This window comes from Paenibacillus polygoni (assembly GCF_030263935.1).
Classification (GTDB): domain Bacteria; phylum Bacillota; class Bacilli; order Paenibacillales; family Paenibacillaceae; genus Paenibacillus; species Paenibacillus polygoni.
Genome location: NZ_CP127162.1, coordinates 3,625,503 through 3,646,694 on the forward strand (window position 1 = coordinate 3,625,503; position 21,192 = coordinate 3,646,694).

A 21,192-nucleotide genomic window follows, 5' to 3' on the forward strand; every position below is an offset into this window, starting at 1 on the left:
TTGCCTCCTTCATGTAATAAAGCTTCTATCGTTGTCTAACATTTCCATTGTATCATGCAGTTTGTCTGATGGAATACTTCATGTCAGAATTCAGTTACTTATAATGATCAAAATATACATCCGTCACAAGAAGTTCCTTTTTAGGGGCTCCTTCTGCTTCCTCGTAACGGATCTCACTTTCAGAAGACAATCTCAGAGGAAGATTCGTTCTTTTATCAATGAGCAAATGATATACGAGTGTAGCTTGTGCCCTTGTCAGATAATCCTCCAGCTGACTTTTCTGCTGTTCATACAGGGTATTCAGTTCCTTCAAACATTCACTGCGTTTATCATTAGGAACCGTACTCGTGAGAGACGGAAGTTCACTCTGAAGTTCCTGCATTTCCTCTTCAAGCTGATTACTCAGATACATTACTGCTTCTTCACCTTCAAGTTCAATTCTAATCATTTGTTTCCCTCTTGGGACACCATACTCTGTACGAAACGTTTTGTTTTTTGTTTGTTCAATAGCTTCTAATTGGGCTACCGGATTCCATCGGGCTAGAGATGGTTTTGTCCCATCTAAAGACTCCGCTTTCCACTCTTTATTCACTCTTTTCAAAGTCAGTGACCTTGTTTTTGTGTCGGAACTGCTCGGAGATAAATAACTCTCAATAACGACCTCATTATGATTTTTGAGCGTACCAGAATACTGATATTCCGTATCAAATAATCCATGATCATCCGTTCGAATGGCCGCTTTCCCGCGAAACTTCATCTCTTCTTTACCAGCTAACCCTGTTAATGCACGTTGAAAGATTTCTTTCGGGTCCTCCTGATACCTGTAAGCACAGCCCGTTCCCCAGGACAGAACAGCGGTGCATAGGATTGCCATCAAGAAACGATATAATGATCTGCACATACCAACCCAACCTTTCCTCATTTATTGTTAGGTTGGCCTCCGTGTACGACTTGTATCCATAAAAAAGAGCGTCCTCCTTTTTAAAGGAAGCGCTCCTTATCTGTTCCTATTTTTATTCTCTATACATACCCGATTTCTACCGCTGTTCTTAGCTTCATATAAAGCCATATCTGCACGGTAGAACAGCGATTCAACACTGACTTGATCATCAAGCCAGCACCATTCTCCAATTCCGCAGGATACCGTAATCGCTGGAGAAGTTCGCCTTGAAATTTGCACCCGGATGTTCTCTGCAATGAAGAGCGCTTGCTGCGCACTGACCTGAGGTAAATAAATGGCCATCTCTTCCCCGCCCCATCTGGCACACAGGTCATCTGGGCCTCCATTTTCGCGAATAACGGCACTTACCTGGGTAAGTACTTGATCGCCGATCTGATGACCGTACGAATCATTTACTTGTTTGAAATCATCCAGATCAATGACGATCAGTGAACCACAAAAATCACTGCTCTGTCTTTCTTCTATCATTCGGTCCACATAGTGCCTTACGTATAAACCCGTTAAGGCGTCGACTATTGCGAGTCTCTTCACTTCGGCATGAAGAGTAGCATTCGTAACCGCAAGTCCAATATGAACACCCAGCATATCCATGAAACGAAAGTTATCGTAAGAGAAAAACTGTTTATTCTGATGTGTTACTAAAATAGCGCCTTCAACCTGTCCGTTTATGCGTAAAGGTACGGCCATCATCGATTTGGAGTTTGTGATTTCCATAAAAACAGAGCTTGGGCCGGTATGTTTCTCATAGTCAAATATGATAACAGGTTCTCCTGTACGATACACCTCCCCGCTTATGCCGCTTAGCGAGTATTTCTCTTGTCCTAATGAAGGCAGCGTCGAATTCAGAACACGGAACTGCTGATCTTCCCGATCAAGCTTAAGGATACAGCAGGCTTTTGCCTTGAAAATACGCATTAGCTGCTGCACAGCATATTCATAAATATCTGCCAGCTGCAAACTCTGATTTATTTTTTTGGTTAACTCATCTATCATTCGAAGTTCTTGAATGAGTGTGTTTGATTGCTGATGCATCTTGGCATTCTCATAAGCAGTTCCAGCCGTATCCGCCATCATGACGATTAGCTGGATATCTACATCCTCTATTACTTCTTTGGGAGTTTCAATATGGAAAACACCGTATGTCCCCTGCTTCCCTCTAAAAGGAATCCCAAATTCGTATTTTTCCAGCCCAAGCGGCTGAGAAATCATTCTTTCTTCTGTATAAGCCATAGCACATACCGGGTTGTACTGCCCTTGTAAATACAGCGGTTTAATCCGCGGATCTTCTGTAATTCCATCTTGGGACATGTACAGTGTCAGACGAGCTGCCGGGAATAGAAAAGCTACGCTTTCAAACACCTCTTGTAAAACGGTCTGAACATCCATTCGATCGTGCATCCGCTGTACAATTTGAAAGAGAATGGAACGTCGTCTGTTTTCTTTTTCTGTTGTTTTATGAATATGCAGCAAATCGGATAGAAAATGGTGCTCAAAATGACGGTAAAAAATAGACTGATAAAAAAGCTTTGCCGCTTCTAACACTTCGAGGATACCCTCTCTTACTTCTGGTACAGCGACGCACAAAACACCAAGCTGTTTTCCTTCAAGCCGCGTCTGGAGCGGAATGGTATATAACCGGTAATGCTTATATTCTGAAACTACGGACTGCTGTGGATATAGCTTGATATCGGTATCTACTTGCTCTAGTACTTGGAATACTGCTTCTTTTATAGGAGAAAAAAGTTCTCCGCTTTTAGCCACACATAATTTATTACTGTTCCACAGTGAAAACACCGCTTGCTTCAAAGAAGGGATACCCTGAACCTCATGATTCCACTCCTTAAAAGCCTCACGGAGCAAACGATCATTATACGCAGAATCAAAAGTGCTTACATCTAAATGATACAACCACTCCTCTTTTTCGTTCCAATAACCTTGTTCTTCATGCAAAAGAGGAGGCGAAAAAGTTTGAATGCCTGGGTCGGAGTTCTTTACATTACGTGCATTATAAAAAGTGCTATGTAATTGTTCTGTCATATAGGCGCTCCTTTGCACCTTTGGTAACCCAGCAAGTAACGGGTCAGGGCCAAAAGGCATGGTCGATTCATATCACATGAATGTGTCTACGATCATCTTATTTTCTTACTTTTTAATATTAAAGTATTTGATGGCTTAAATTTAAGATACAATCTATATTACTCTCTTTACAGATACTTTGCACCTTTTTAAAAGAAATCGGTACTATATTTTTAGGTCTAATTACCTATCGACAAAAACAGACGAAATTCTACTTTGTCATTCTCTTGACTTCGCACTCTAATTTAATATAATATATATTGTTGAACAAGACTGTTATGGTCTTAAATTTGGGCGTAACGTTGTGTCACCCTCACAGCTCTTTGTTGCTGATTGAACAGCGGCTGAACTTTTCAATCGGTTGTATACCTCAAATAACAGGTAATACGAAACAAAAAGCGGCGCAAATAGAGCCCCATCTGATAATTTATAATAAAAGGAGTTACTCTAAACATGGCACGTTACACTGGTCCTAAATTTAAATTAAGTCGCCGTCTCGGCATCTCTCTCAGCGGTACAGGTAAAGAATTGGCAAAACGCCCTTTCCCTCCTGGCCAACATGGTCCTAACCAACGGAGAAAAATCAGCAACTACGGTATGCAACTTCAAGAAAAGCAAAAATTGCGCCACATGTACGGTTTGGGTGAAAAGCAGTTCCGTACTTTGTTCGCTAAAGCACAAAAAATGCAAGGTATCGCTGGTGAGAACTTCATGTTCCTACTAGAATGCCGTCTTGACAACTTGGTTTACCGTCTTGGTTTTGCTAACTCCCGTGCAGGAGCACGTCAATTGGTATCTCACGGACACATTACTGTTAACGGTAAAAAAGTAGACATCGCGTCTTACGCAGTAAACATTGGTGATGTAATTGGTCTGCGTGAAAAATCTCGCAACCTTTCTTCTGTAAAAGAAGCGATTGCAAATCGTTCACACCTTCCTGCTTACCTTGAGTACAACGAAGCAGCTCTTGAAGGCAGATTTATCCGTCTTCCAGAACGCGCTGAGCTTTCTCAAGATATCGACGAGAAACAAATCGTTGAGTTCTACAACCGTTAAGATCTGAGTCAAGCTTTAAATCCCCTGCGCTTTATGCCAGGGGATTTACTATATGAGAAAAAACTACAGATGAGAACAAGAACACACCCGATCCGTATGAATGGTTCGGGTGTTTTTATTTCATTTTTATAAAGATCTTATTTTGGTATAGGAGCCGGATAAGCAAGATTTCTCCTGTGTTAGGCTCGCTCATTTATGTGAATGCTATACCATAAATCAACAGATTTACCCTCAAATAGGGTCTTAGAAGTACATAATCCGAGCAAGGATGTCAATTTCCGCTCCTTCCCACCATTTGCGGGGATTCAAATGCCTTAATTTATGCTATAATAATGCCTGTTAAAAGGAGGAAAGCATTTGATGGTTGATGATCAGAATAAAAAACCTGAAGAGAAGCCTTCCCGCAATCGTTTTTTCCGCAGGCTGGGTAGCTTTGTGAAGTGGGCTTTCATATTAGGCATTATGGGTGTTCTATTTGCAGGTGGTGCACTAACAGGCTACATAGCTTCTATTGTAAAAGACGAACCCGTTCGATCAAGAGCTGAAATTGAGCAAGCGATAGGGGAAAATGCACTGACGGGCTTTGCTTATTTCGCTGACGGGTCTCCCATAGGTCAGCTTCGGACTGAGGAGGATCGGCGAATCGTAGAATTTGAGGATATCCCTCAAAAGGTAATAGATGCAGTGGTATCGATTGAGGATGATTCATTCTATGAGCATAAAGGTGTCGACATAACAGGAACACTTCGTGCAGTAAAGGAACGAGTACTAAACGAACCCGTACAAACGGGAGGCAGTACCCTCACTCAGCAATTAGCTAGAAGAGTATTCCTTAATCTGGACAAAACAGAGGACCGAAAAGTAAAAGAGATCTTATTGTCCCTTCGATTGGAAAGATTTCTAACGAAAGATGAAATTATAACAGCCTATCTAAATAAGGTTCCTTTCGGAAATGGCTCAAGCGGATATAATGTGTATGGCATTAAAGCCGCTGCCAAGGGGATTTTTAATATTAACGATCTCAATGATTTAAACATTGCGCAAGCTGCCTATTTAGCAGGCCTTCCGCAGCTCCCCTCTTCTTATTCTGCTTTTAACGGAAAAGGGGACTTCAACGAGAAGAACTTTAATAATGCGCTAGAGCGTCAAGAACGTGTTCTTGGACGAATGCTTGCCCTTGGTAAGATTACGCAAAGTGAATATGATGAGGCAATTGCTTTTGATATCAAGTCTTCGCTTGCACCAAAAGTAGCCAAGGCATACAATACTTATCCTTATCTGATGCTGGAAACGGAACGCCAAGCTGCAAAGGTTCTGATGGAAGTACTTTATCCAGAAGCTTCAGAAAACGGTGAAACTACCGCTGAACAATTGGAAGAGGCTCAGATTCAGCTGCGTACCGGCGGTTACCGGGTGTATACGACAATTAACAAAACGGTATACAAAACGATGCGCTCGATCGCTGAAGATGACAGTAATTTCTCTGCCTACGATGAAAACAAAGGTCTTGAACAAACGGCATCGATGATGATCGATCATAAAACTGGGAAAATCCTTGGTATGATTGAAGGCCGTGATTTTAACGTAGAGAATATGAACTATGCTACTCAGATGGTGAGACAACCTGGTTCTGCAATGAAGCCGATTGCTGCCTATCTTCCTGCCTTAGAACAAGGTTTGATTCAGCCGGCATCCATTATTGATGACTCACCGATTATTCTGAAAGACGGCAGCAAAGGATTCCACATTCCTAAGAACAGTAACGGAAGATACAGCGGGCTTGTTACCGCAAGATACGCACTAAATCAGTCTCTCAACGTTCCTGCCCTGAAATTATTTAATGAAGAAGTAGGAATGGAGAAAGCTTGGGATTTCGCTAAGAGTCTCGGAATTACTACACTTACTGAAAACGACTATAAGAACGCAACAACAGGCGTACTCGGAGGTCTAACTCATGGTGTAACCGTAGAAGAATTAACAAATGCTTATGGTGCAATTGCGAATAATGGAGTATTCCATGATGCCTATATGATTGAAAAAATCGTAGATTATAAAGGGAACATTGTATACAGCCACAAAGCAGAGCCTAAGCAAGTTTTCTCTGAACAAACGGCTTATCTGATGACCGATATGCTCCGTACTGCCATCTCAGATGGAACAGGAAAAGTTGTAAAAAACAACTTTAATAAATATGGCGATATTGCTATCGCAGGTAAAACAGGAACTACCCAAAATTACGGCGATGTATGGTTCGAGGGATACACACCTGACGTTACACTCGGCGTATGGGTTGGTTATAAGACACAGGCGAACACGCTGGAGACGAAATCTCAGAAAGAACGTGCTCGCAGGCTGTGGGCTAAGATTATGAACGAAGTTTCCGAACAGGAACCTGATTTGTTTACAACCAAATCATTTACGAAGCCGGATGGGATCACAACGAAGACTGTATCCGCTTATAGCGGTAAACTTCCTACATCAGCTACAGATAAATTCGTGACCGATCTATTTAATACCAAATATGTACCAACCGAATATGATGATGCGGTAGGCAAAGCGAAGTACATCACATATAACGGGGTAAACTATATTCCAAGAGATGAAACACCTTCGGATATGCTGAAAGAACAAACCGTGGTGAAAAGAAAGCGTGCAATTTCCGATCTCATTAAGGATTTGCAAGCTGCATTCAAGAAAATGAGTTCACATGAGCCGCTTTCCTATTATTTGCCTAGGGACGCAGATGACGATATGCCTACAGAAGTTGACCCTAGACGGGACGATGGCAGCGCTCCTGACGCCCCAGGGAACGTCAGAATAAGCGTAAATAATGATAAAGCGGTAATCACCTTTAGCCCAAGTTCAGCAAATGATGTCGTTGGTTACCGATTGTACCGCAGTACAAACGGGGGTCCATTCCAGAATCAAGGCAAAGTCGTACTTGCAGGTAATCAAACCACCTTTACTTCCTATGCAGGCGGCGGTGCTCAGTTTTACATCGTAGCTGTGGACGTAGCAGGAAAAGAGTCTGCACCAAGCGCTATAGTCGGCAGTACGGTCACTGCTCCGCCACAGGAAGAAACACCAGATGAAGGCATCATTGAGGTTCCTGGTGAAGTGGTAGATCCGAATGACAATGCTGCTGAAGAGAATACAGATCCATCCGTTGCAGTTCCCTCTGCACCTAGCGGTGTGACTGCTGCAGCTACAGATCAAGGTATTACGATTTCTTGGGCTGCACAAGAGGGAGTATCGAGCTTCCATGTATACTACAGTGAAACGGGCGCGGAACCGTTTCATGAAGTAGGTACAGCAAGCTTTACTTCCTTTAAATACAACAATGCAGAAGCGACTGGAGCCTTTCGCGTAACGGCTGTCAATGAAGCGGGTGAATCAGCCCCTTCTTCTGCGGTTAATGTAAGTTCATAGGATATATCGATAAAAAACATAAAGCCGAGCACCCAGGTTTTCCCCTTGTATGCTCGGCTTTTGTTATCGATCTATAAATAAAGACATGCTGCAATGATAAGAGCCATCTGCGATAAGGCAGATGGCTCTTTTATCCATGTTAATGACTATTCGTTAATCTTCTATCGTTGAAAGATCACCTGTCGGCAAATCCAGTTCCCATGCTTTCAGTACCCTGCGCATGATTTTACCGGATCTTGTCTTCGGTAATTTTTCTTTAAATTCAATCTCACGAGGCGCCGCATGTGCAGATAAGCCCTCTTTTACAAATCGGTAGATGTCATCTTTCAGCTCTTGGGAAGGTTCATATCCTTCTCGCAGCGCTACAAACGCTTTAATGATTTCCCCTCTTACCAGATCCGGTTTACCGATTACACCCGCTTCTGCGACCGCCTCATGCTCAAGCAGCTTACTCTCTACTTCAAAGGGACCGATCCGTTCGCCAGAAGAGTTGATTACATCATCTATTCTTCCTTGGAACCAGAAGTAACCTTCCTCATCCATATAGGCAGAATCCCCTGAAATATACCAGCCGGGTATTCTGAAATACTCTTCATACTTGGCATCATTATTCCAAATTTTTCTCATCATGGAGGGCCACGGTGTTTTGATGGCTAGATTGCCCATTGAGTATGGCGGCAGTACATCCCCTTGGTCATTAATAATAGCAGCTTCGATCCCCGGTACGGGCTTACCCATGGAACCTGGTTTGATGTTCATTCCCGGATAATTGCAGATCAGCTGCCCGCCTGTTTCGGTCATCCACCATGTATCATGAATCCGCTGCTTATAAGCTTTGGTTCCCCAGCGGACCACTTCAGGATTCAGAGGCTCCCCTACGGATAAGACATGACGGAGTGTCGATAGGTCATATTGTTCAATGACATCCTCGCCTGCTCCCATGAGCATCCGGAAAGCAGTAGGCGCACTATACCACACGGTTACTTTATTCTTTACAATCGTTTGATACCAATCTTGCGGGCTGAACCGTCCCCCGCGAATCACATTCGTTACTCCATTTAACCAAGGAGCAAAAATCCCATATGACGTTCCTGTTACCCAGCCTGGATCTGCTGTACACCAATAAACATCATCTTCTCTTAAATCAAGAACGACCTTACCTGTATAATAATGCTGAAGCATGGCGTTGTGTACATGATATACCCCTTTAGGTCTGCCCGTAGAGCCAGAGGTGTAATGAATGAGCATTCCATCTTCCGGGGTCAGCCATTCTGGTTCAAGTGAATCTGAAGCTGCAGCGATCTCTGCATCATAGTCAACGAGCCCTTCTTCTTGCTGCGCGCCTCCGCCTACAACGAAGATATGTTTTAAAAGCGGCAATTCATCACGTTTTATTCGCGGCAGCAGTTCCGGGGTTGTGACTAACGCAACCGCTCCGCTATCTTCCAAACGGTCTTTTACCGCTGTTTCCATAAAGGCTTCAAAAAGCGGGCCTGCAATCCCTCCCACCTTGAGTATACCGAGTAGACTAAGGTAGAGTTCTGGACTTCTCGGCATAAAAATAAAAACACGATCGCCTTTAGAGATGCCGTATTTACGCAGCACGTTCCCAAATCGATTCGAACCTTCGCTTAAGTCTAAAAAGCTATACTCCTCATCTCGATGAGCATCACTGTACAATAGTGCGGTTTTCGCACCTCGTCCTTCTTCAACATGACGATCAATTGCTTCATAGGCCATATTGACCTTGCCTGTCTCATTCCATGTAAAATGCTTTTTTACCTCTTCCCAACTAAACTGGGCGCAAGCCTGATCATAATCTCCGAGATTACTTCGCTCTGCGACAGTCGCGATGACTTCATTCTGTATTTGACTCATTGTCTACTCGGCCTCCCCTAAGCTACATCTTCACAATGTACAAGTTCGTTAGCGCTTACAAAAAAATCAAATTCATTACCATCTACTTTTATAACGTGGGAATAGTTACTCAATTGTGAATGAATTATGTCTGGATTATTATAGCATAAATTCCTTTTTTAACACTATTCCTTTTCATTTTTTTATATATTTGCTATAAGTAGGGTATGACATGTCAAAGGAGCACGAAAAACTGATGGAACATATCAAACAGCACAATGTCCACTCCTTTCAAAGGAACGGCAGGGAGATTGTTGTTGAAGGCCCAGTCCCTTCTTCCCTTTTACAGAGTTATCATATGCACCCGGATCTTGACGCTTTTCGTAGACCGAATGAACAGCATGAAGCCCTGGTTGAAATTTCAGCGCTGGCTGAAGGGAGAATTATTCTTGCCCGTGAAGGCCAAACGATCATTGGATATGTAACTTTTCATTATCCTGATGAAATGGAGCGCTGGTCGGATGGAAATATGAAAGATTTGATTGAACTTGGTGCCATTGAAGTTGCAGACGAATTTCGTTCTTACGGTATTGGAAAAATGTTAATTAGTACTGCATTTGAGCATGAACAGATGGAGAAATATATTGTATTCACTACGGAATATTATTGGCATTGGGATCTGAAAGGAAGCGGACTTTCCGTTTGGGATTACCGAAAAATGATGGAGAAACTGATGAAAACCGTTGATATGGAATGGTATGCGACAGATGATCCCGAAATTTGTGCACACCCTGCTAACTGTCTTATGGTTCGCATTGGCAGAAATGTGCCTCTCTCTTCAAAAGAGCAATTCGATAAAGTGCGATTCAGGCATCGTTATATGTATTAGTCCTAAGAAAAAGACAGGAACCCCTAAGTTTACCCGGGATGTTCCTGTCTTTTGTTTATTATAGACGTACAGAGAATACTGCTTAACTAAGCTCAAGCAACATCGATTCCACTATTTTATGAGACTTATGGGAGGCCTTCACTGTAAACTCAGCAAAATTGACATGTGCGGACCCGTCTGCTTTATCAGACATACCACGCAGAATAACAAAAGGTACATCATTCATGTAACATACTTGCGCCACCGCTGCACCTTCCATCTCCACACAAGCACCGTCAAATTGTTCATAGAGTCCTCTTACCGTTTCTTTGCTAGCAATAAACTGGTCGCCAGAAAGTACAATTCCTTTACGAAATGGGACAGAAAGCTGATCACATGCTTTTTCTGCCAGACGAATCAGGTCAGAATCCGCCGGAAATGCAGATACTTCCTGATAAGGAATTTCCCCTCGTTTAAATCCAAGTGGCGTTACATCCATATCATGCTGAATGCATGTGGTAGATACGACAATATCACCGATCTCAAGTTCAGGGTGAACCGCCCCGCCCACTCCAGTAAAAATCACTTTTGAGATGTTAAACTTCTCAATCAGCATTTGTGTGGTGATTGCTGCATTTACTTTGCCTACGCCAGACTTACAAACCACAACATGTTGTCCATAAATATCTCCCTCAGCATAATGAATACCTGCATAGGTATGCTGCTTTACATTCTTCATGCCTGCAAGAAGAAGTTCGATCTCTTCTTTCATAGCTCCTATGAGCCCTATTGTAGCTGTCATCGATGTGATCCCCTTTACTTGATTAATCGGCAAAAAAGCCCCGATGAACGGAGCTTTTCTTATTCCATATATTACACGTGGCTAACAGACAAACGCAAGATCGTTTCGTGCGGCAAAATAACACGTGGATTTTCTACGTTTTCTTTTTTCATGAGTTTCGTAAGCAGTCGCATAGCTACAGCACCTAAATCGTACATTGGCTGCGCTACCGTAGTAAGCTGCGGACGAACCATAGACGCCATACGAATGTTATCCACACTAATAATAGAGAAATCATCCGGCACTTTAAGTCCTTCATCTTGAATACTATGAATAGCACCGATTGCCATTTCATCCGTTGCACAGAAAATAGCCGTTGGTTTCTTCTTAAGACCTAAGAAATATTTCATAGCTTCGACACCAGATTCATAACGATAGTTCCCGATGCGTACTAAATCTTCCTGATATTCGATGCCGGCAGTTTCCAGCGCACGCTTGTACCCTTGGAATCTTGCATACCCATTCGCAGGATCTTGAAGTGTTCCGCTAATCATGGCAATTTCACGGTGCCCATGACGAATGAGTGTGCTTACTGCATCAAAAGCTGCAGCTTCATGGTCAATATCAACGGAAGGATAAGTTCCTCTCTCATCACTTGTTGCACAAAGAACAATCGGAACCGCAGAAGTTTGAAAGGCTTGGATATGTTCATCCGTAACCGTTCCGCCCATGAAAAGGAGCCCGTCTACTTGTTTTTCAAGCAGTGTGTTAATAACACGAATTTCTTTTTCCTTTTTCTTATCGGCATTACACAAAATAATGTTGTAATGATACATATTCGCGATATCTTCAATTCCCCGAGCAATCTCGGCAAAAATTGAGTTCGAAATATCTGGAATAACGACTCCGACTGTCGTTGTTTTTTTACTAGCAAGCCCTCTTGCTACTGCGTTCGGACGATAGCCGAGTTGCTCAATTGCTTCATATACCTTTTTTCGTGTCTGAGGTTTAACGTTTGGATTGTTGTTGACTACTCGAGAAACCGTTGCCATTGAAACACCGGCTTCACGCGCTACGTCATAGATCGTTACCGTCACATTCCTTCTCTCCATTTGCAATAAATTTTCAGTTCATTTTCAATTTAATTATGATACGACATAAGATTGCTCCATGCAATATGGGCTTTAAGACTTGCTCAGAACCGACCTTAAGCCACTTGATGTGATTTGGGAATGGGAAGTATGCCATACGGGTGTGCCGTTTTTCACAAGGATAACCTGTGGAGACTCATGCTTTACACCCAAACGATCAGCAGCTTCTAGTGAAACACTGCGATCTTCGACGACATAAATGATACTATAGTTTACTTCATCTGCGGGACTATCTTGCAAATATGCTGATACTTCTTTATACGCATGCGCGCTAATAGGACAGCGGGTGCTATGTTTGAATAACAGAAGCGGTGCTTCTGAAGATAATGCGATACCGTCATTTAATTGCTCTATAGTATTTATTCTTGTCAACGTTTTCATAACATATACATCCCCTTTCATAAGTTCAGCAGCGAGTGGTTCGGACAAAGAAAATGATGAATATGAGAAAATAAGGGATTTCATGCGAATACATGAAAAATCGCTTCGTGTCTTGTTTTCATTCTTTTCAGAAAATCTTACACTAACAATATAGTAACAAAAAACAACGAGAAATGCTAATTTTCAATTCATTCCGGGATGTATTTTTTTATCCTGCTCCTGAAAGATGTTCTTCAAAGTGGAGCTTTGACAACTGCTCAAGTCGCCTCTCTATATCATTCATCCAATCTAGATCCTTCATCTGCAGGGCACACTGATACACATCAAGAAGTAAATTAATACGCTCCTCTTTGTAAGCTTCAATGACATCTCCGAGCTTTTCGAAGTCCATCTTCTTATTCTTCATGTATAGGTCACAGAACAAACTAGCTACTTCATCCATATCCGAAAAAATCACAACTTGATACGGATCGTTTATGGATAGCTCGATAGATTGAAGATACTCGGTTAAATGAGCTTTGACGGGTGTAAGTACTTCATAAGTGGAACAAGACATACACGAAAAAATAGGCACATTTTTCACTTCTATTTTTTTAGCATAAATTACGGTATACAGTTCAAGATTCATCGGTTGTTTGCAATCGCACCATCTGGGCATAGGATCACCGCCTGTAACATTGTTTACATGCAAGTTTCGTGTTTCTTCTACAATAAATCTTCGACTCATTTATCCTAAATCCTGCTGTTACAGGCACCAAGACGATTTGCTAATTCCATCTCATATGTCTATGCTGGAAGACACAATAGAGTTATAAACCTATTCAAAAAGTCAGCACATTTGGTAATCTGAGGTACTCTCCGTTACACTAGAAGTAAGAAATATAAAAGGAGTGAATGAATGTCATGAGATTGACTGGAAAAAAAGTAATTGCGCTCGTAGATGAAGAATTTGAAGATTTGGAGCTATGGTATCCTGTACATCGGGTACGTGAAGAAGGAGCAGAGGTTCATCTTGCCGGTGAAGTTAAAGATAAGGTGTACGTAGGTAAATACGGGGTACCTGCTACAGCGGAATTCAGCTTTGAGGAATTAAACAGTGCAGACTATGACGGTATTCTCGTTCCTGGAGGCTGGGCGCCGGACAAGCTGCGCAGATATCCCAAAGTGATCTCACTGATTCAAGAAATGAATGCAGAAAAGAAAGTAATCGGACAAATATGTCATGCAGGATGGGTACTCATATCCGCCAAAATTCTGCAAGGCGTTACGGTTACTTCGACACCAGGTATTCGCGATGACATGGAAAATGCGGGTGCAATCTGGAAAGATGAAGCGGTTGTTACCGACGGACATATCGTATCTGCACGCCGTCCTCCCGATCTTCCCCCTTACGGAAAAGCTTTCTGTGATCTTCTTGCAGAAAGATCATAAAATATTTTGAAAGACGAGTGAGTAGGTTTCTACTCACTTCTTTCTTTTTTTCCTTATAAAAATAAAAAGGACGGATTCCGCCGTAATCTGCTTACGGCGATATCCATCCTTTTTATATATACCTAAGGATCAGTTTAATCTCTCTGCATTTTCTTCAATAAACTCTTCTAACTTCGCTTCAATGTCATGACTTTTTGACATCGAAGTACAAGATTTAGCCACTGCCTTCGCGTCCTCAGCACACGTATTCAGCAGTCTATGCTTCACCCTGAGTAATGATTGCGGAGACATACTAAGATTATGAATTCCAAGCTCTAACCAGATCGGTACTGCTCTCTCATCTCCGGCAAGTTCCCCGCACACACTGATATCAATCCCAGCCGTATGAGCAGCATCAGCGGTCATCTTCAGCATGCGCAAGATGGATGGATGGAATGGATGATAGAGATGCGCGATCTGCTCATTCATCCGGTCAACAGCAAGTACATATTGGACAAGGTCATTCGTACCGATACTAAAGAAGTCCACTTCCGCTGCTAGAAGATCCGCTATAACAACGGCCGCAGGCACTTCAATCATAATACCAATCTGAATATCCTTATCATAAGCAATTCCCTGCTGGTCAAGATCCTTCATTGCTTCACGCAGTACCTGATTGGCTTCCCGAATCTCATCGATGGAAGAAATCATGGGATACATAATTTTCACTTTTCCATGAACACTAGCTCTCAAAATGGCCGTCAACTGAGCTTTGAATAAATCTTTCAAATCTAAACTAATCCGAATCGCACGATATCCAAGGAAAGGATTATCCTCCTCTGCCAGCGGAAAATAGTCGAGCTGTTTATCTCCGCCGATATCAAGTGTCCGAATGACAACCGACTGACCTCCTGCTCTCTCAACAACATGACGATAGACTTCATATTGTTCTTCAATTGTAGGAAAAGTTGGCCGGTCCATATATAGGAACTCGGTGCGGAAAAGTCCAACTCCTTTTGCTCCGTGGCGAAGAGCCATCTCCAGTTCTTTTGTTGAACTGATATTAGCAGCAAGATTCATAATAGTGCCGTCTTTCGTCACCGCATCCACTTCAGCAAGCACTTGGAGTTGTTCCTTTTTACGTTGCTGCTGGTTACGAATACGTGTGTACTTCTCCATCATCTTCTCGCTTGGATTCACATAAACAGTGCCTTCGTCTCCATTGATAATGAGCGTATCTCCCGTTTGCACAGGAAGATTCACGCTATTCTCAAGTCCTGATACCATAGGGATACCAAGTGCTCTTGCCATAATGGCAGAATGAGACGTCTTGCCCCCGATTAGAGTGACGATCCCAAGTACATAGTTCGGATTTAGATGGGCAAGCTGCGAAGGAGATAATTCTTTGGCTACTAGGATATAAGGCTGTGTATCTGAAGGGAGCGTAATTTCGGGAGCCCCCAGCAGATGTTTTAACAACCGATTCCCTACGTCTTTGATATCTAACGCACGTTCTTTCATATACTCATCATCAAGTAAATCAAACATCGTTACAAAATGATCGATTGCTTCTTTTACCGCTACTTCGGCTGCCTTATACTGGCGTTCAATAATCCCTTGGATTTCACTCATAAATACAGGGTCTTCCAGTATAGCTAAATGGGCATCAAAGATACTTGACTCTTCCGGACCCACCACTTCATTAAACTCTTGCTTTATTGTCTCAATCTCATTACGAGATGTTCTTATGCCTTCATACAGCCGCTCAAATTCTTTGGCCAGGTCAACGACGTCCATTTTTTGGTCTGGTAAATCCCATTCCCAGCTGGGAAGGACAAATGCCTTGCCTATAGCGACGCCTGCCGCTCCTGAGATGCCTTGTATCATGCTTCTACCCCTCCAACATTCCTATCTTCATGTAGTACAACAGACATTACCGATGCCTGGCCTTTTCTAACATGTTTAAATGGAGCATAGCTCCATGATCTCACTCGGTCGGGATTCGTAATCACCATCGGTGTAACTAAAGAAGGTGCTTCTTTCCTTAGTCTATCTAGATTAAATTTGATCAATAATTGACCGGCTTCGACGACATCCCCTTCTTTTACTGCGGCTTCAAAACAGCCTTTGAGCTGAGATGTGTCGATTCCAATATGAAGCAACACTTCTAATCCTTCCGGTGTTTGGATACCAATGGCGTGCATCGTTGGATATAGATGCATAATGGTGCCGTATACGGGGGATAAAAGTTCTCCATTTTCCGGTACAAATGCCACCCCGTCACCTACAAGCTTACCGGCAAATATTTTATCCGGTACATCCTCAATTGGCAACATTTTCCCCTGAACTGGCGCGCTAAATAGTACCTGCGGTAAATCACGTTCAAGCAGTTTGGCAATTTCCTCACGGATAAGCTCAGAATAAGTACCGAATACAACCTGTACATTACCTCCTCCAAGCTTGATGAGACCCGCAGAACCAAGTGCTTTCATCGCACTCACATCAATTAGACGATCATTATGAACGGTAATTCTGAGCCTCGTAATACACGCTTCGACCTGAACGATATTACGTTTCCCCCCCATTGCCTCAAGTATAAGCGGGGCTTGATATGGGATACTGCCAACCCAATCTTCGAGGACGGATCCTTCTTCACGCCCTGGTGTAGGAATACGGAACGTACGAATCGCCCATCGAAATAAGTAATAATAGATGAGGCCGTATACAATCCCTATTGGAATAAGAAGTAGTCCATTCTCGGACAAATGGAAATTCAGTATGTAATCAATGGCACCCGCCGAATAAGAGAAACCATGGCGTATTTCAAGTAAGTAGCTGATCCATAAGGCAAGTCCTGACATAACCGCATGAACGATGAACAGATAAGGCGCTGCAAACAAAAAGGCAAATTCAATCTGTTCTGAGACCCCTGTCAAAAAGCACACAAGAGCTGACGTAATGAACGTCTTGTAGACTTTCGGCTTCAAATCTTCTCTAGCTTCCTGGATAATCGCAAGCGCAATCGCTGGAATGGCGAACATCATAATAGGAAACAGGCCTGACATGAAATATCCTGCTGTCGGGTCTCCTGCGAAGAAGCGAGGCAAGTCTCCTGTTACCACCTGACCGCCTGGTGTCTCATAGGAACCAAGCTGAAACCAAAACACATTATTCAGTAAATGATGAAGTCCGAAAGCGACCAGCACCCGGTATAAAATCCCATATAAAAAGAGTCCAAATCCCCCCAGTTGATATTCCATTGAAGCAATCATGTCTAGCAAGGATTGGATGATGGGGGCAATCCCCAGCATTACGCAGGAAAATAGTGCTGCAATCAGCCCTACAATCAGTAAAACAAAACGAGATCCTCCAAAGAACTGCAAGATTTCAGGAAGCCGTATACTTTTAAATCGATTATGAGTAATCCCCGCAATGGCGCCAAGAATAATACCGGTGAGTGAAGCAGGCTGTACACTTCCATCTCCAAATTGGCTTAATACCTGATCGTAGATAATCATCCCCGACAGGGCAGCAAGACCGGCTTGACCCGCCTGATTCGATAGACCAAGCGCCACACCCACCGCAAATAAGTACGGCAAAAAATAAAACAGGCTTTGACCTGCTACTGTAGCGATTCCGCTTACACTTTCAAATCCCCAAGAATCCCATGGCAAACTGCCTACACTAAGCAATATGGCTGCTGCAGGTAAGACCATCGTCGGGAGCATTACAGCTCTGCCGAGCTGTTGTAAGGAACCGAGCCAATTCATGGCACCCTCTCCTTTCTAATCTAGATGGTAAGCGTTCCATGTCTTTTTGTCAAAATGAATCCTCTACCTCTTTTTCAAAAGGAAAAAGGCCCCTCATAAAGGGACCTTTCTTTCATCATTTACCTCTGCTCTTTGCCAAGTAAAATGGAATCCTCCACTTTAATGCATCGATCCATGATGACCGTCATACCATGCTCTTCACCAATCTGAGCTGCTTCATCACTGACAACACCAAGCTGTAACCATAGTACTTTCGCTTTGATCTCAGCTGCCTCTTTTGCCACTTCACCGCAGTATTCACTGCGGCGGAATACATTTACGATATCAACAGGCTCAGGAATGTCCGCAAGTTTTGCATAACATTTCTCTCCTAGAATTTCATCTGCTCTAGGGTTCACTGGAATAATACGATATCCCCTGCTTTGCATAGCTTCTGAGACCATGTAAGAAGTTCGGTCCGGTTTATCGGATAAACCGACAACAGCAATATTTCCAGCAGAACGAAGAAGTTCTTTAATCTCATCTCGTGATGGGTTTTCAAATGCCATAATAATCAGCACCTTTCTAACATTACTATACCCATTCTACGTTGGCGCCAAGCGCCTGTAAATGATCAAAATATCCAGGATAAGATTTTGCAACATGATGAGCATCTTTAATACGCAGCGGCTCTTTGGAACGAAGGCCCACCACCGTAAGTGCCATAATGACACGATGATCATAATGAGCGTTAATCTCAACACCGCCTTCTACCCCTTCAGGTCGTCCGTGGACAATAATCTCCGCTTGTTTTTCTTCAACTCTTGCGCCCGCTTTGCTAAGTTCATGTAAATAATCGGTGATTCGGTCACATTCTTTATACCTTAAATTCTCTACATTATAAAAGCGCGAAGTGCCCTCCGCAAACACAGCTGCTGCAACCATTGCAAGCACCGCATCCGTCGCTGCATCTCCATCAAATTCAACTGCGGTAAGTTTCCCAGTTCCTTGAACATGGACAACATTATTTTCATGGGTGAGCGGAACATTCATCATTTTCAGCACATCGATAATGGCCCGCTCCCCTTGTTTACTTTTCTCCATTAACCGCGTAACGGTTACATCTGAACTTGTCACCGCAGCTGCAGCTAAAATCGCTGCTGATCCGGGATAATCTCCTTGAACTGTATAATTCGCCGGTTTATATTTTTGTGAACCAGGAACCTTAAAAGACATATAGTCATCACTTGCATGAATAACGATACCGGCTTGTTCTAACACTTCGAGTGTTTGTCCGATAACGACTTTCGATTTCAGATCATGAAGGACTTCAATCGTACTATCCTGCGGAAGAAGCGGCGTCAAGAAGAGCAGCGCACTAAGATACTGAGAACTTACAGAACCCGATACTCGAATAACTCCGCCTTGCGGCTTACCGCCGCGAATGGTGATTGGCAGTCTTCCCTCCTGATGATCTACTTCGGCGCCGAGCTGCTCAAGTGCATCAATTAAATCTTGATGCGGCCTTTTACCAAGAGATTCCGGGTAGGTATTAACAAAGGTAATCTCCTCACCAAGGGCAGCAATCCCCATCAGAAAACGGAGAACTGCTCCTGCATTCCCTACATTCAGTTCGCCTGTAGGACGAGGAGCAGAGCCAAACCCAGTAATGGTGATCTTCTCATCGTCTTCTACAAGAACAGCACCTAAATCCTGAATGCAGCGGCGCATCGCATCGCTGTCTTCACTGTGGGCGGGATAATAGATGGTACTTGTTCCTTCTGCTAATGCAGCAACAAGCAAATAACGCGTTGTATAGTTTTTAGAAGATAAAGCATCAATCGTTCCTGTTAAGGAAGGGGTGTTATTAACGATAACGTCCATAGTTATAACTCCTTTTTTATATAGGATCAGCTGTGATTTAATAAATGGGAACAACGTTCGTAATGACTTCTATTGAAATTGACAGTCTCCTCTTCCCTTCGGTATCATGGTATAGTTATCCATAAGAACTTGTCCATCCGGATTACACCAATATATAGTAACCATAGAAAAGAGGAAAACTCATGAATCAAATACTCGAGATTACCCCTGCTGAACTTAAAGCTCGCTTAGAGTCAGGAGAAGCTGTTCAAATGATTGATGTTCGTGAAGATGAAGAAGTTGCTGCTGGAATGATTCCAGGAGCAAAACATATTCCACTGGGACAAATTCCTGATCGTCTTGACGAGATTGAGAAAACGCAGGAAACCATTTTGATCTGCCGCAGTGGTTATCGGAGTGAAAGAGCTTGTGAATATCTAACAGAGATGGGATATCCAAGCTGTGTAAACCTTGTTGGCGGCATGCTTGCCTGGACTTAAACTAAAGAATAGACAGAATGGGCAGGCAGCGCCTGCCCTTCTTCTTTTTAACGATCATACTACAATGCACCTAAAAAGCACAACAGCTTAGACGCGGTAAAGCGTTAAAATATGACGAACAACTTCTTCCGGGCTTAACTCCGAAGTATCAACCGTAACATCGGCAAAAGAATATGCATCTTTACGTTCTTTCATTATATTCTTTACCCGTTCCTCTATATTACCTGCAAGCAGCGGTCTATCCCCATTTGACGACACACGTGAAATAATGGATTCTGCACTCGCTGTCAAAGCGATAACCCAGCCCGCTTCCTTCATTAGTTCCCGGTTCTTCGCTTGAAGTACAGATCCGCCTCCCGTAGAAACGATTTGAGAAGTTCCTTTGAGAACTCTACATAAGGTATCGCTCTCCACTTGGCGAAAATAACTTTCTCCCTTTTCTTGAAATAAGATGGGGATTGGACAGCCTTCTAATACCTCTATTTCGTTATCAATATCTATGAGTGTGTATCCAAGTTCTTGTGCCAGTATGCTGGATACTGTTGTCTTGCCTGTGCCCATCATTCCTATAAGAATGATATTATCAGCTTTGCTGCTCACTGCCTTGCCACCCCTTTATTATATAACCCAGTTAGTTCCCTCTTTTTTTTATTCTACTAAACATAACACAGAAAAAAAGATCCGCCAAGAAGCATATCAGGACATCCTTTTACGTATGGATGATAGAGAAGAAAAGGATAGATACCTGTAAGGAGTGTGAACATGATGGATGATTTAGCTTATCTGCCCGTACTGAAACTACCTGTGCTTCCTAGCAGAATTACACGTATCTTTGAACCAGGTTATGTGATCTGCAGAGATGACGTACTGCTCGTGCTGCATTATGTACAACAAAAAGTGGCTTTGGAAGACCCGCTGCTCATGGATCTACCAAAACCACGTCTTATTACTAATTTTCAATATTTTAGTGAAGCTGCAATGCTGCTGTTGGGAGAGCATACCTCTTCCTATTCAACACAAGAAAGACTAAGAACCTGTCTGCACGAGGTACTCTTTGGTCTTCGGGGAGAAATGCAGCAAAGCAGCATGAATTACAGTGTATCTTAAATT

The 21,192-nt window shown here is 42.9% G+C and carries 18 protein-coding genes; 6 read left to right on the top strand and 12 right to left on the bottom strand.

Annotated features, from left to right (window positions below; all coding sequences use genetic code 11):
* Positions 1 to 94: 94 nt before the first annotated feature.
* On the bottom strand, positions 95 to 901 hold the full coding sequence (locus QPK24_RS17380) for a hypothetical protein (protein ID WP_285743289.1): 807 nt from the start codon (positions 899 to 901) through the stop codon (positions 95 to 97).
* Positions 902 to 997: 96 nt separating this feature from the next.
* Positions 998 to 2,998, bottom strand: coding sequence for a sensor domain-containing diguanylate cyclase (locus QPK24_RS17385; RefSeq protein WP_285743291.1), 2,001 nt, complete (start codon positions 2,996 to 2,998; stop codon positions 998 to 1,000).
* 492 nt (positions 2,999 to 3,490) lie between these two features.
* Here QPK24_RS17385 and rpsD point away from each other — a divergent pair, with 492 nt between their 5' ends.
* Both rpsD and QPK24_RS17395 read left to right on the top strand, forming a co-directional pair.
* Positions 3,491 to 4,093: a 30S ribosomal protein S4 gene (rpsD, locus tag QPK24_RS17390; RefSeq protein ID WP_285743293.1), complete on the top strand. Its 603-nt coding sequence runs from the start codon at positions 3,491 to 3,493 to the stop codon at positions 4,091 to 4,093.
* A gap of 360 nt (positions 4,094 to 4,453) precedes the next feature.
* Complete coding sequence (locus tag QPK24_RS17395; protein ID WP_285749404.1) at positions 4,454 to 7,522, top strand: transglycosylase domain-containing protein; 3,069 nt, start codon at positions 4,454 to 4,456, stop codon at positions 7,520 to 7,522.
* 153 nt (positions 7,523 to 7,675) lie between these two features.
* Here the strand turns inward: QPK24_RS17395 and acsA are convergent, their stop codons facing one another.
* Entirely contained in the window at positions 7,676 to 9,400 is a 1,725-nt protein-coding gene (gene acsA / locus QPK24_RS17400; protein ID WP_285743295.1) for an acetate--CoA ligase, read from the bottom strand.
* A gap of 235 nt (positions 9,401 to 9,635) precedes the next feature.
* Here acsA and QPK24_RS17405 point away from each other — a divergent pair, with 235 nt between their 5' ends.
* Positions 9,636 to 10,268, top strand: coding sequence for a GNAT family N-acetyltransferase (locus QPK24_RS17405; RefSeq protein ID WP_285743297.1), 633 nt, complete (start codon positions 9,636 to 9,638; stop codon positions 10,266 to 10,268).
* An 82-nt stretch (positions 10,269 to 10,350) separates the two neighbouring features.
* Here QPK24_RS17405 and QPK24_RS17410 read toward each other — a convergent pair whose 3' ends face one another.
* The 4 genes from QPK24_RS17410 to QPK24_RS17425 form a co-directional block, all read right to left on the bottom strand.
* Positions 10,351 to 11,049: a 5'-methylthioadenosine/adenosylhomocysteine nucleosidase gene (locus QPK24_RS17410; RefSeq protein ID WP_285743299.1), complete on the bottom strand. Its 699-nt coding sequence runs from the start codon at positions 11,047 to 11,049 to the stop codon at positions 10,351 to 10,353.
* Between the two features lie 71 nt (positions 11,050 to 11,120).
* Positions 11,121 to 12,125, bottom strand: coding sequence for a catabolite control protein A (gene ccpA, locus QPK24_RS17415; protein ID WP_160037012.1), 1,005 nt, complete (start codon positions 12,123 to 12,125; stop codon positions 11,121 to 11,123).
* 87 nt (positions 12,126 to 12,212) lie between these two features.
* Positions 12,213 to 12,560, bottom strand: coding sequence for a bacillithiol system redox-active protein YtxJ (ytxJ, locus tag QPK24_RS17420; protein ID WP_285743302.1), 348 nt, complete (start codon positions 12,558 to 12,560; stop codon positions 12,213 to 12,215).
* A 208-nt stretch (positions 12,561 to 12,768) separates the two neighbouring features.
* A complete protein-coding gene (locus QPK24_RS17425) occupies positions 12,769 to 13,287 on the bottom strand; it encodes a hypothetical protein (protein WP_285743304.1) in 519 nt (172 codons plus the stop codon).
* Between the two features lie 176 nt (positions 13,288 to 13,463).
* Here QPK24_RS17425 and QPK24_RS17430 point away from each other — a divergent pair, with 176 nt between their 5' ends.
* Positions 13,464 to 13,991 carry a type 1 glutamine amidotransferase domain-containing protein gene (locus QPK24_RS17430; RefSeq protein ID WP_285743306.1) on the top strand — a complete coding sequence of 176 codons (528 nt, stop codon included), beginning with the start codon at positions 13,464 to 13,466 and terminating at the stop codon, positions 13,989 to 13,991.
* 129 nt (positions 13,992 to 14,120) lie between these two features.
* Here the strand turns inward: QPK24_RS17430 and ptsP are convergent, their stop codons facing one another.
* The 4 genes from ptsP to aroA form a co-directional block, all read right to left on the bottom strand.
* Positions 14,121 to 15,857 (bottom strand): phosphoenolpyruvate--protein phosphotransferase, encoded by a 1,737-nt coding sequence (ptsP, locus tag QPK24_RS17435; protein ID WP_285743308.1) that lies wholly within the window; start codon positions 15,855 to 15,857, stop codon positions 14,121 to 14,123.
* The gene (locus QPK24_RS17440) at positions 15,854 to 17,740 is read right to left on the bottom strand and encodes a glucose PTS transporter subunit IIA (protein ID WP_285743310.1); all 1,887 of its coding nucleotides are present in this window, start codon (positions 17,738 to 17,740) and stop codon (positions 15,854 to 15,856) included. The genes ptsP and QPK24_RS17440 overlap by 4 nt, the downstream gene beginning before the upstream one ends.
* Before the next feature lie 119 nt (positions 17,741 to 17,859).
* A complete protein-coding gene (locus QPK24_RS17445; protein WP_213529911.1) occupies positions 17,860 to 18,288 on the bottom strand; it encodes a CoA-binding protein in 429 nt (142 codons plus the stop codon).
* 25 nt (positions 18,289 to 18,313) lie between these two features.
* A complete protein-coding gene (gene aroA, locus QPK24_RS17450) occupies positions 18,314 to 19,603 on the bottom strand; it encodes a 3-phosphoshikimate 1-carboxyvinyltransferase (RefSeq protein ID WP_285743314.1) in 1,290 nt (429 codons plus the stop codon).
* Between the two features lie 182 nt (positions 19,604 to 19,785).
* Between aroA and QPK24_RS17455 the strand changes: the two genes are divergently transcribed.
* On the top strand, positions 19,786 to 20,082 hold the full coding sequence (locus QPK24_RS17455) for a rhodanese-like domain-containing protein (protein ID WP_160037004.1): 297 nt from the start codon (positions 19,786 to 19,788) through the stop codon (positions 20,080 to 20,082).
* Positions 20,083 to 20,169: 87 nt separating this feature from the next.
* Here the strand turns inward: QPK24_RS17455 and QPK24_RS17460 are convergent, their stop codons facing one another.
* Positions 20,170 to 20,682 carry a shikimate kinase gene (locus tag QPK24_RS17460; RefSeq protein WP_285743317.1) on the bottom strand — a complete coding sequence of 171 codons (513 nt, stop codon included), beginning with the start codon at positions 20,680 to 20,682 and terminating at the stop codon, positions 20,170 to 20,172.
* Between the two features lie 162 nt (positions 20,683 to 20,844).
* Here QPK24_RS17460 and QPK24_RS17465 point away from each other — a divergent pair, with 162 nt between their 5' ends.
* Positions 20,845 to 21,189: a hypothetical protein gene (locus tag QPK24_RS17465; RefSeq protein WP_285743319.1), complete on the top strand. Its 345-nt coding sequence runs from the start codon at positions 20,845 to 20,847 to the stop codon at positions 21,187 to 21,189.
* The last annotated feature ends 3 nt before the right edge of the window (positions 21,190 to 21,192 follow it).

Bases quoted from the DNA above. Each gene is read 5' to 3' on its own strand.
- QPK24_RS17410 (WP_285743299.1), bottom strand. From the start codon at position 11,049: ATGACAGCTACAATAGGGCTCATAGGAGCTATGAAAGAAGAGATCGAA.
- QPK24_RS17440 (WP_285743310.1), bottom strand. From the start codon at position 17,740: ATGAATTGGCTCGGTTCCTTACAACAGCTCGGCAGAGCTGTAATGCTC.
- QPK24_RS17455 (WP_160037004.1), top strand. From the start codon at position 19,786: ATGAATCAAATACTCGAGATTACCCCTGCTGAACTTAAAGCTCGCTTA.
- ptsP (WP_285743308.1), bottom strand. From the start codon at position 15,857: ATGATACAAGGCATCTCAGGAGCGGCAGGCGTCGCTATAGGCAAGGCA.
- QPK24_RS17385 (WP_285743291.1), bottom strand. From the start codon at position 2,998: ATGACAGAACAATTACATAGCACTTTTTATAATGCACGTAATGTAAAG.
- QPK24_RS17395 (WP_285749404.1), top strand. From the start codon at position 4,454: ATGGTTGATGATCAGAATAAAAAACCTGAAGAGAAGCCTTCCCGCAAT.
- QPK24_RS17465 (WP_285743319.1), top strand. From the start codon at position 20,845: ATGATGGATGATTTAGCTTATCTGCCCGTACTGAAACTACCTGTGCTT.
- QPK24_RS17430 (WP_285743306.1), top strand. From the start codon at position 13,464: ATGAGATTGACTGGAAAAAAAGTAATTGCGCTCGTAGATGAAGAATTT.
- aroA (WP_285743314.1), bottom strand. From the start codon at position 19,603: ATGGACGTTATCGTTAATAACACCCCTTCCTTAACAGGAACGATTGAT.
- acsA (WP_285743295.1), bottom strand. From the start codon at position 9,400: ATGAGTCAAATACAGAATGAAGTCATCGCGACTGTCGCAGAGCGAAGT.
- QPK24_RS17445 (WP_213529911.1), bottom strand. From the start codon at position 18,288: ATGGCATTTGAAAACCCATCACGAGATGAGATTAAAGAACTTCTTCGT.
- rpsD (WP_285743293.1), top strand. From the start codon at position 3,491: ATGGCACGTTACACTGGTCCTAAATTTAAATTAAGTCGCCGTCTCGGC.
- QPK24_RS17380 (WP_285743289.1), bottom strand. From the start codon at position 901: ATGTGCAGATCATTATATCGTTTCTTGATGGCAATCCTATGCACCGCT.
- QPK24_RS17425 (WP_285743304.1), bottom strand. From the start codon at position 13,287: ATGAGTCGAAGATTTATTGTAGAAGAAACACGAAACTTGCATGTAAAC.
- ytxJ (WP_285743302.1), bottom strand. From the start codon at position 12,560: ATGAAAACGTTGACAAGAATAAATACTATAGAGCAATTAAATGACGGT.
- QPK24_RS17405 (WP_285743297.1), top strand. From the start codon at position 9,636: ATGGAACATATCAAACAGCACAATGTCCACTCCTTTCAAAGGAACGGC.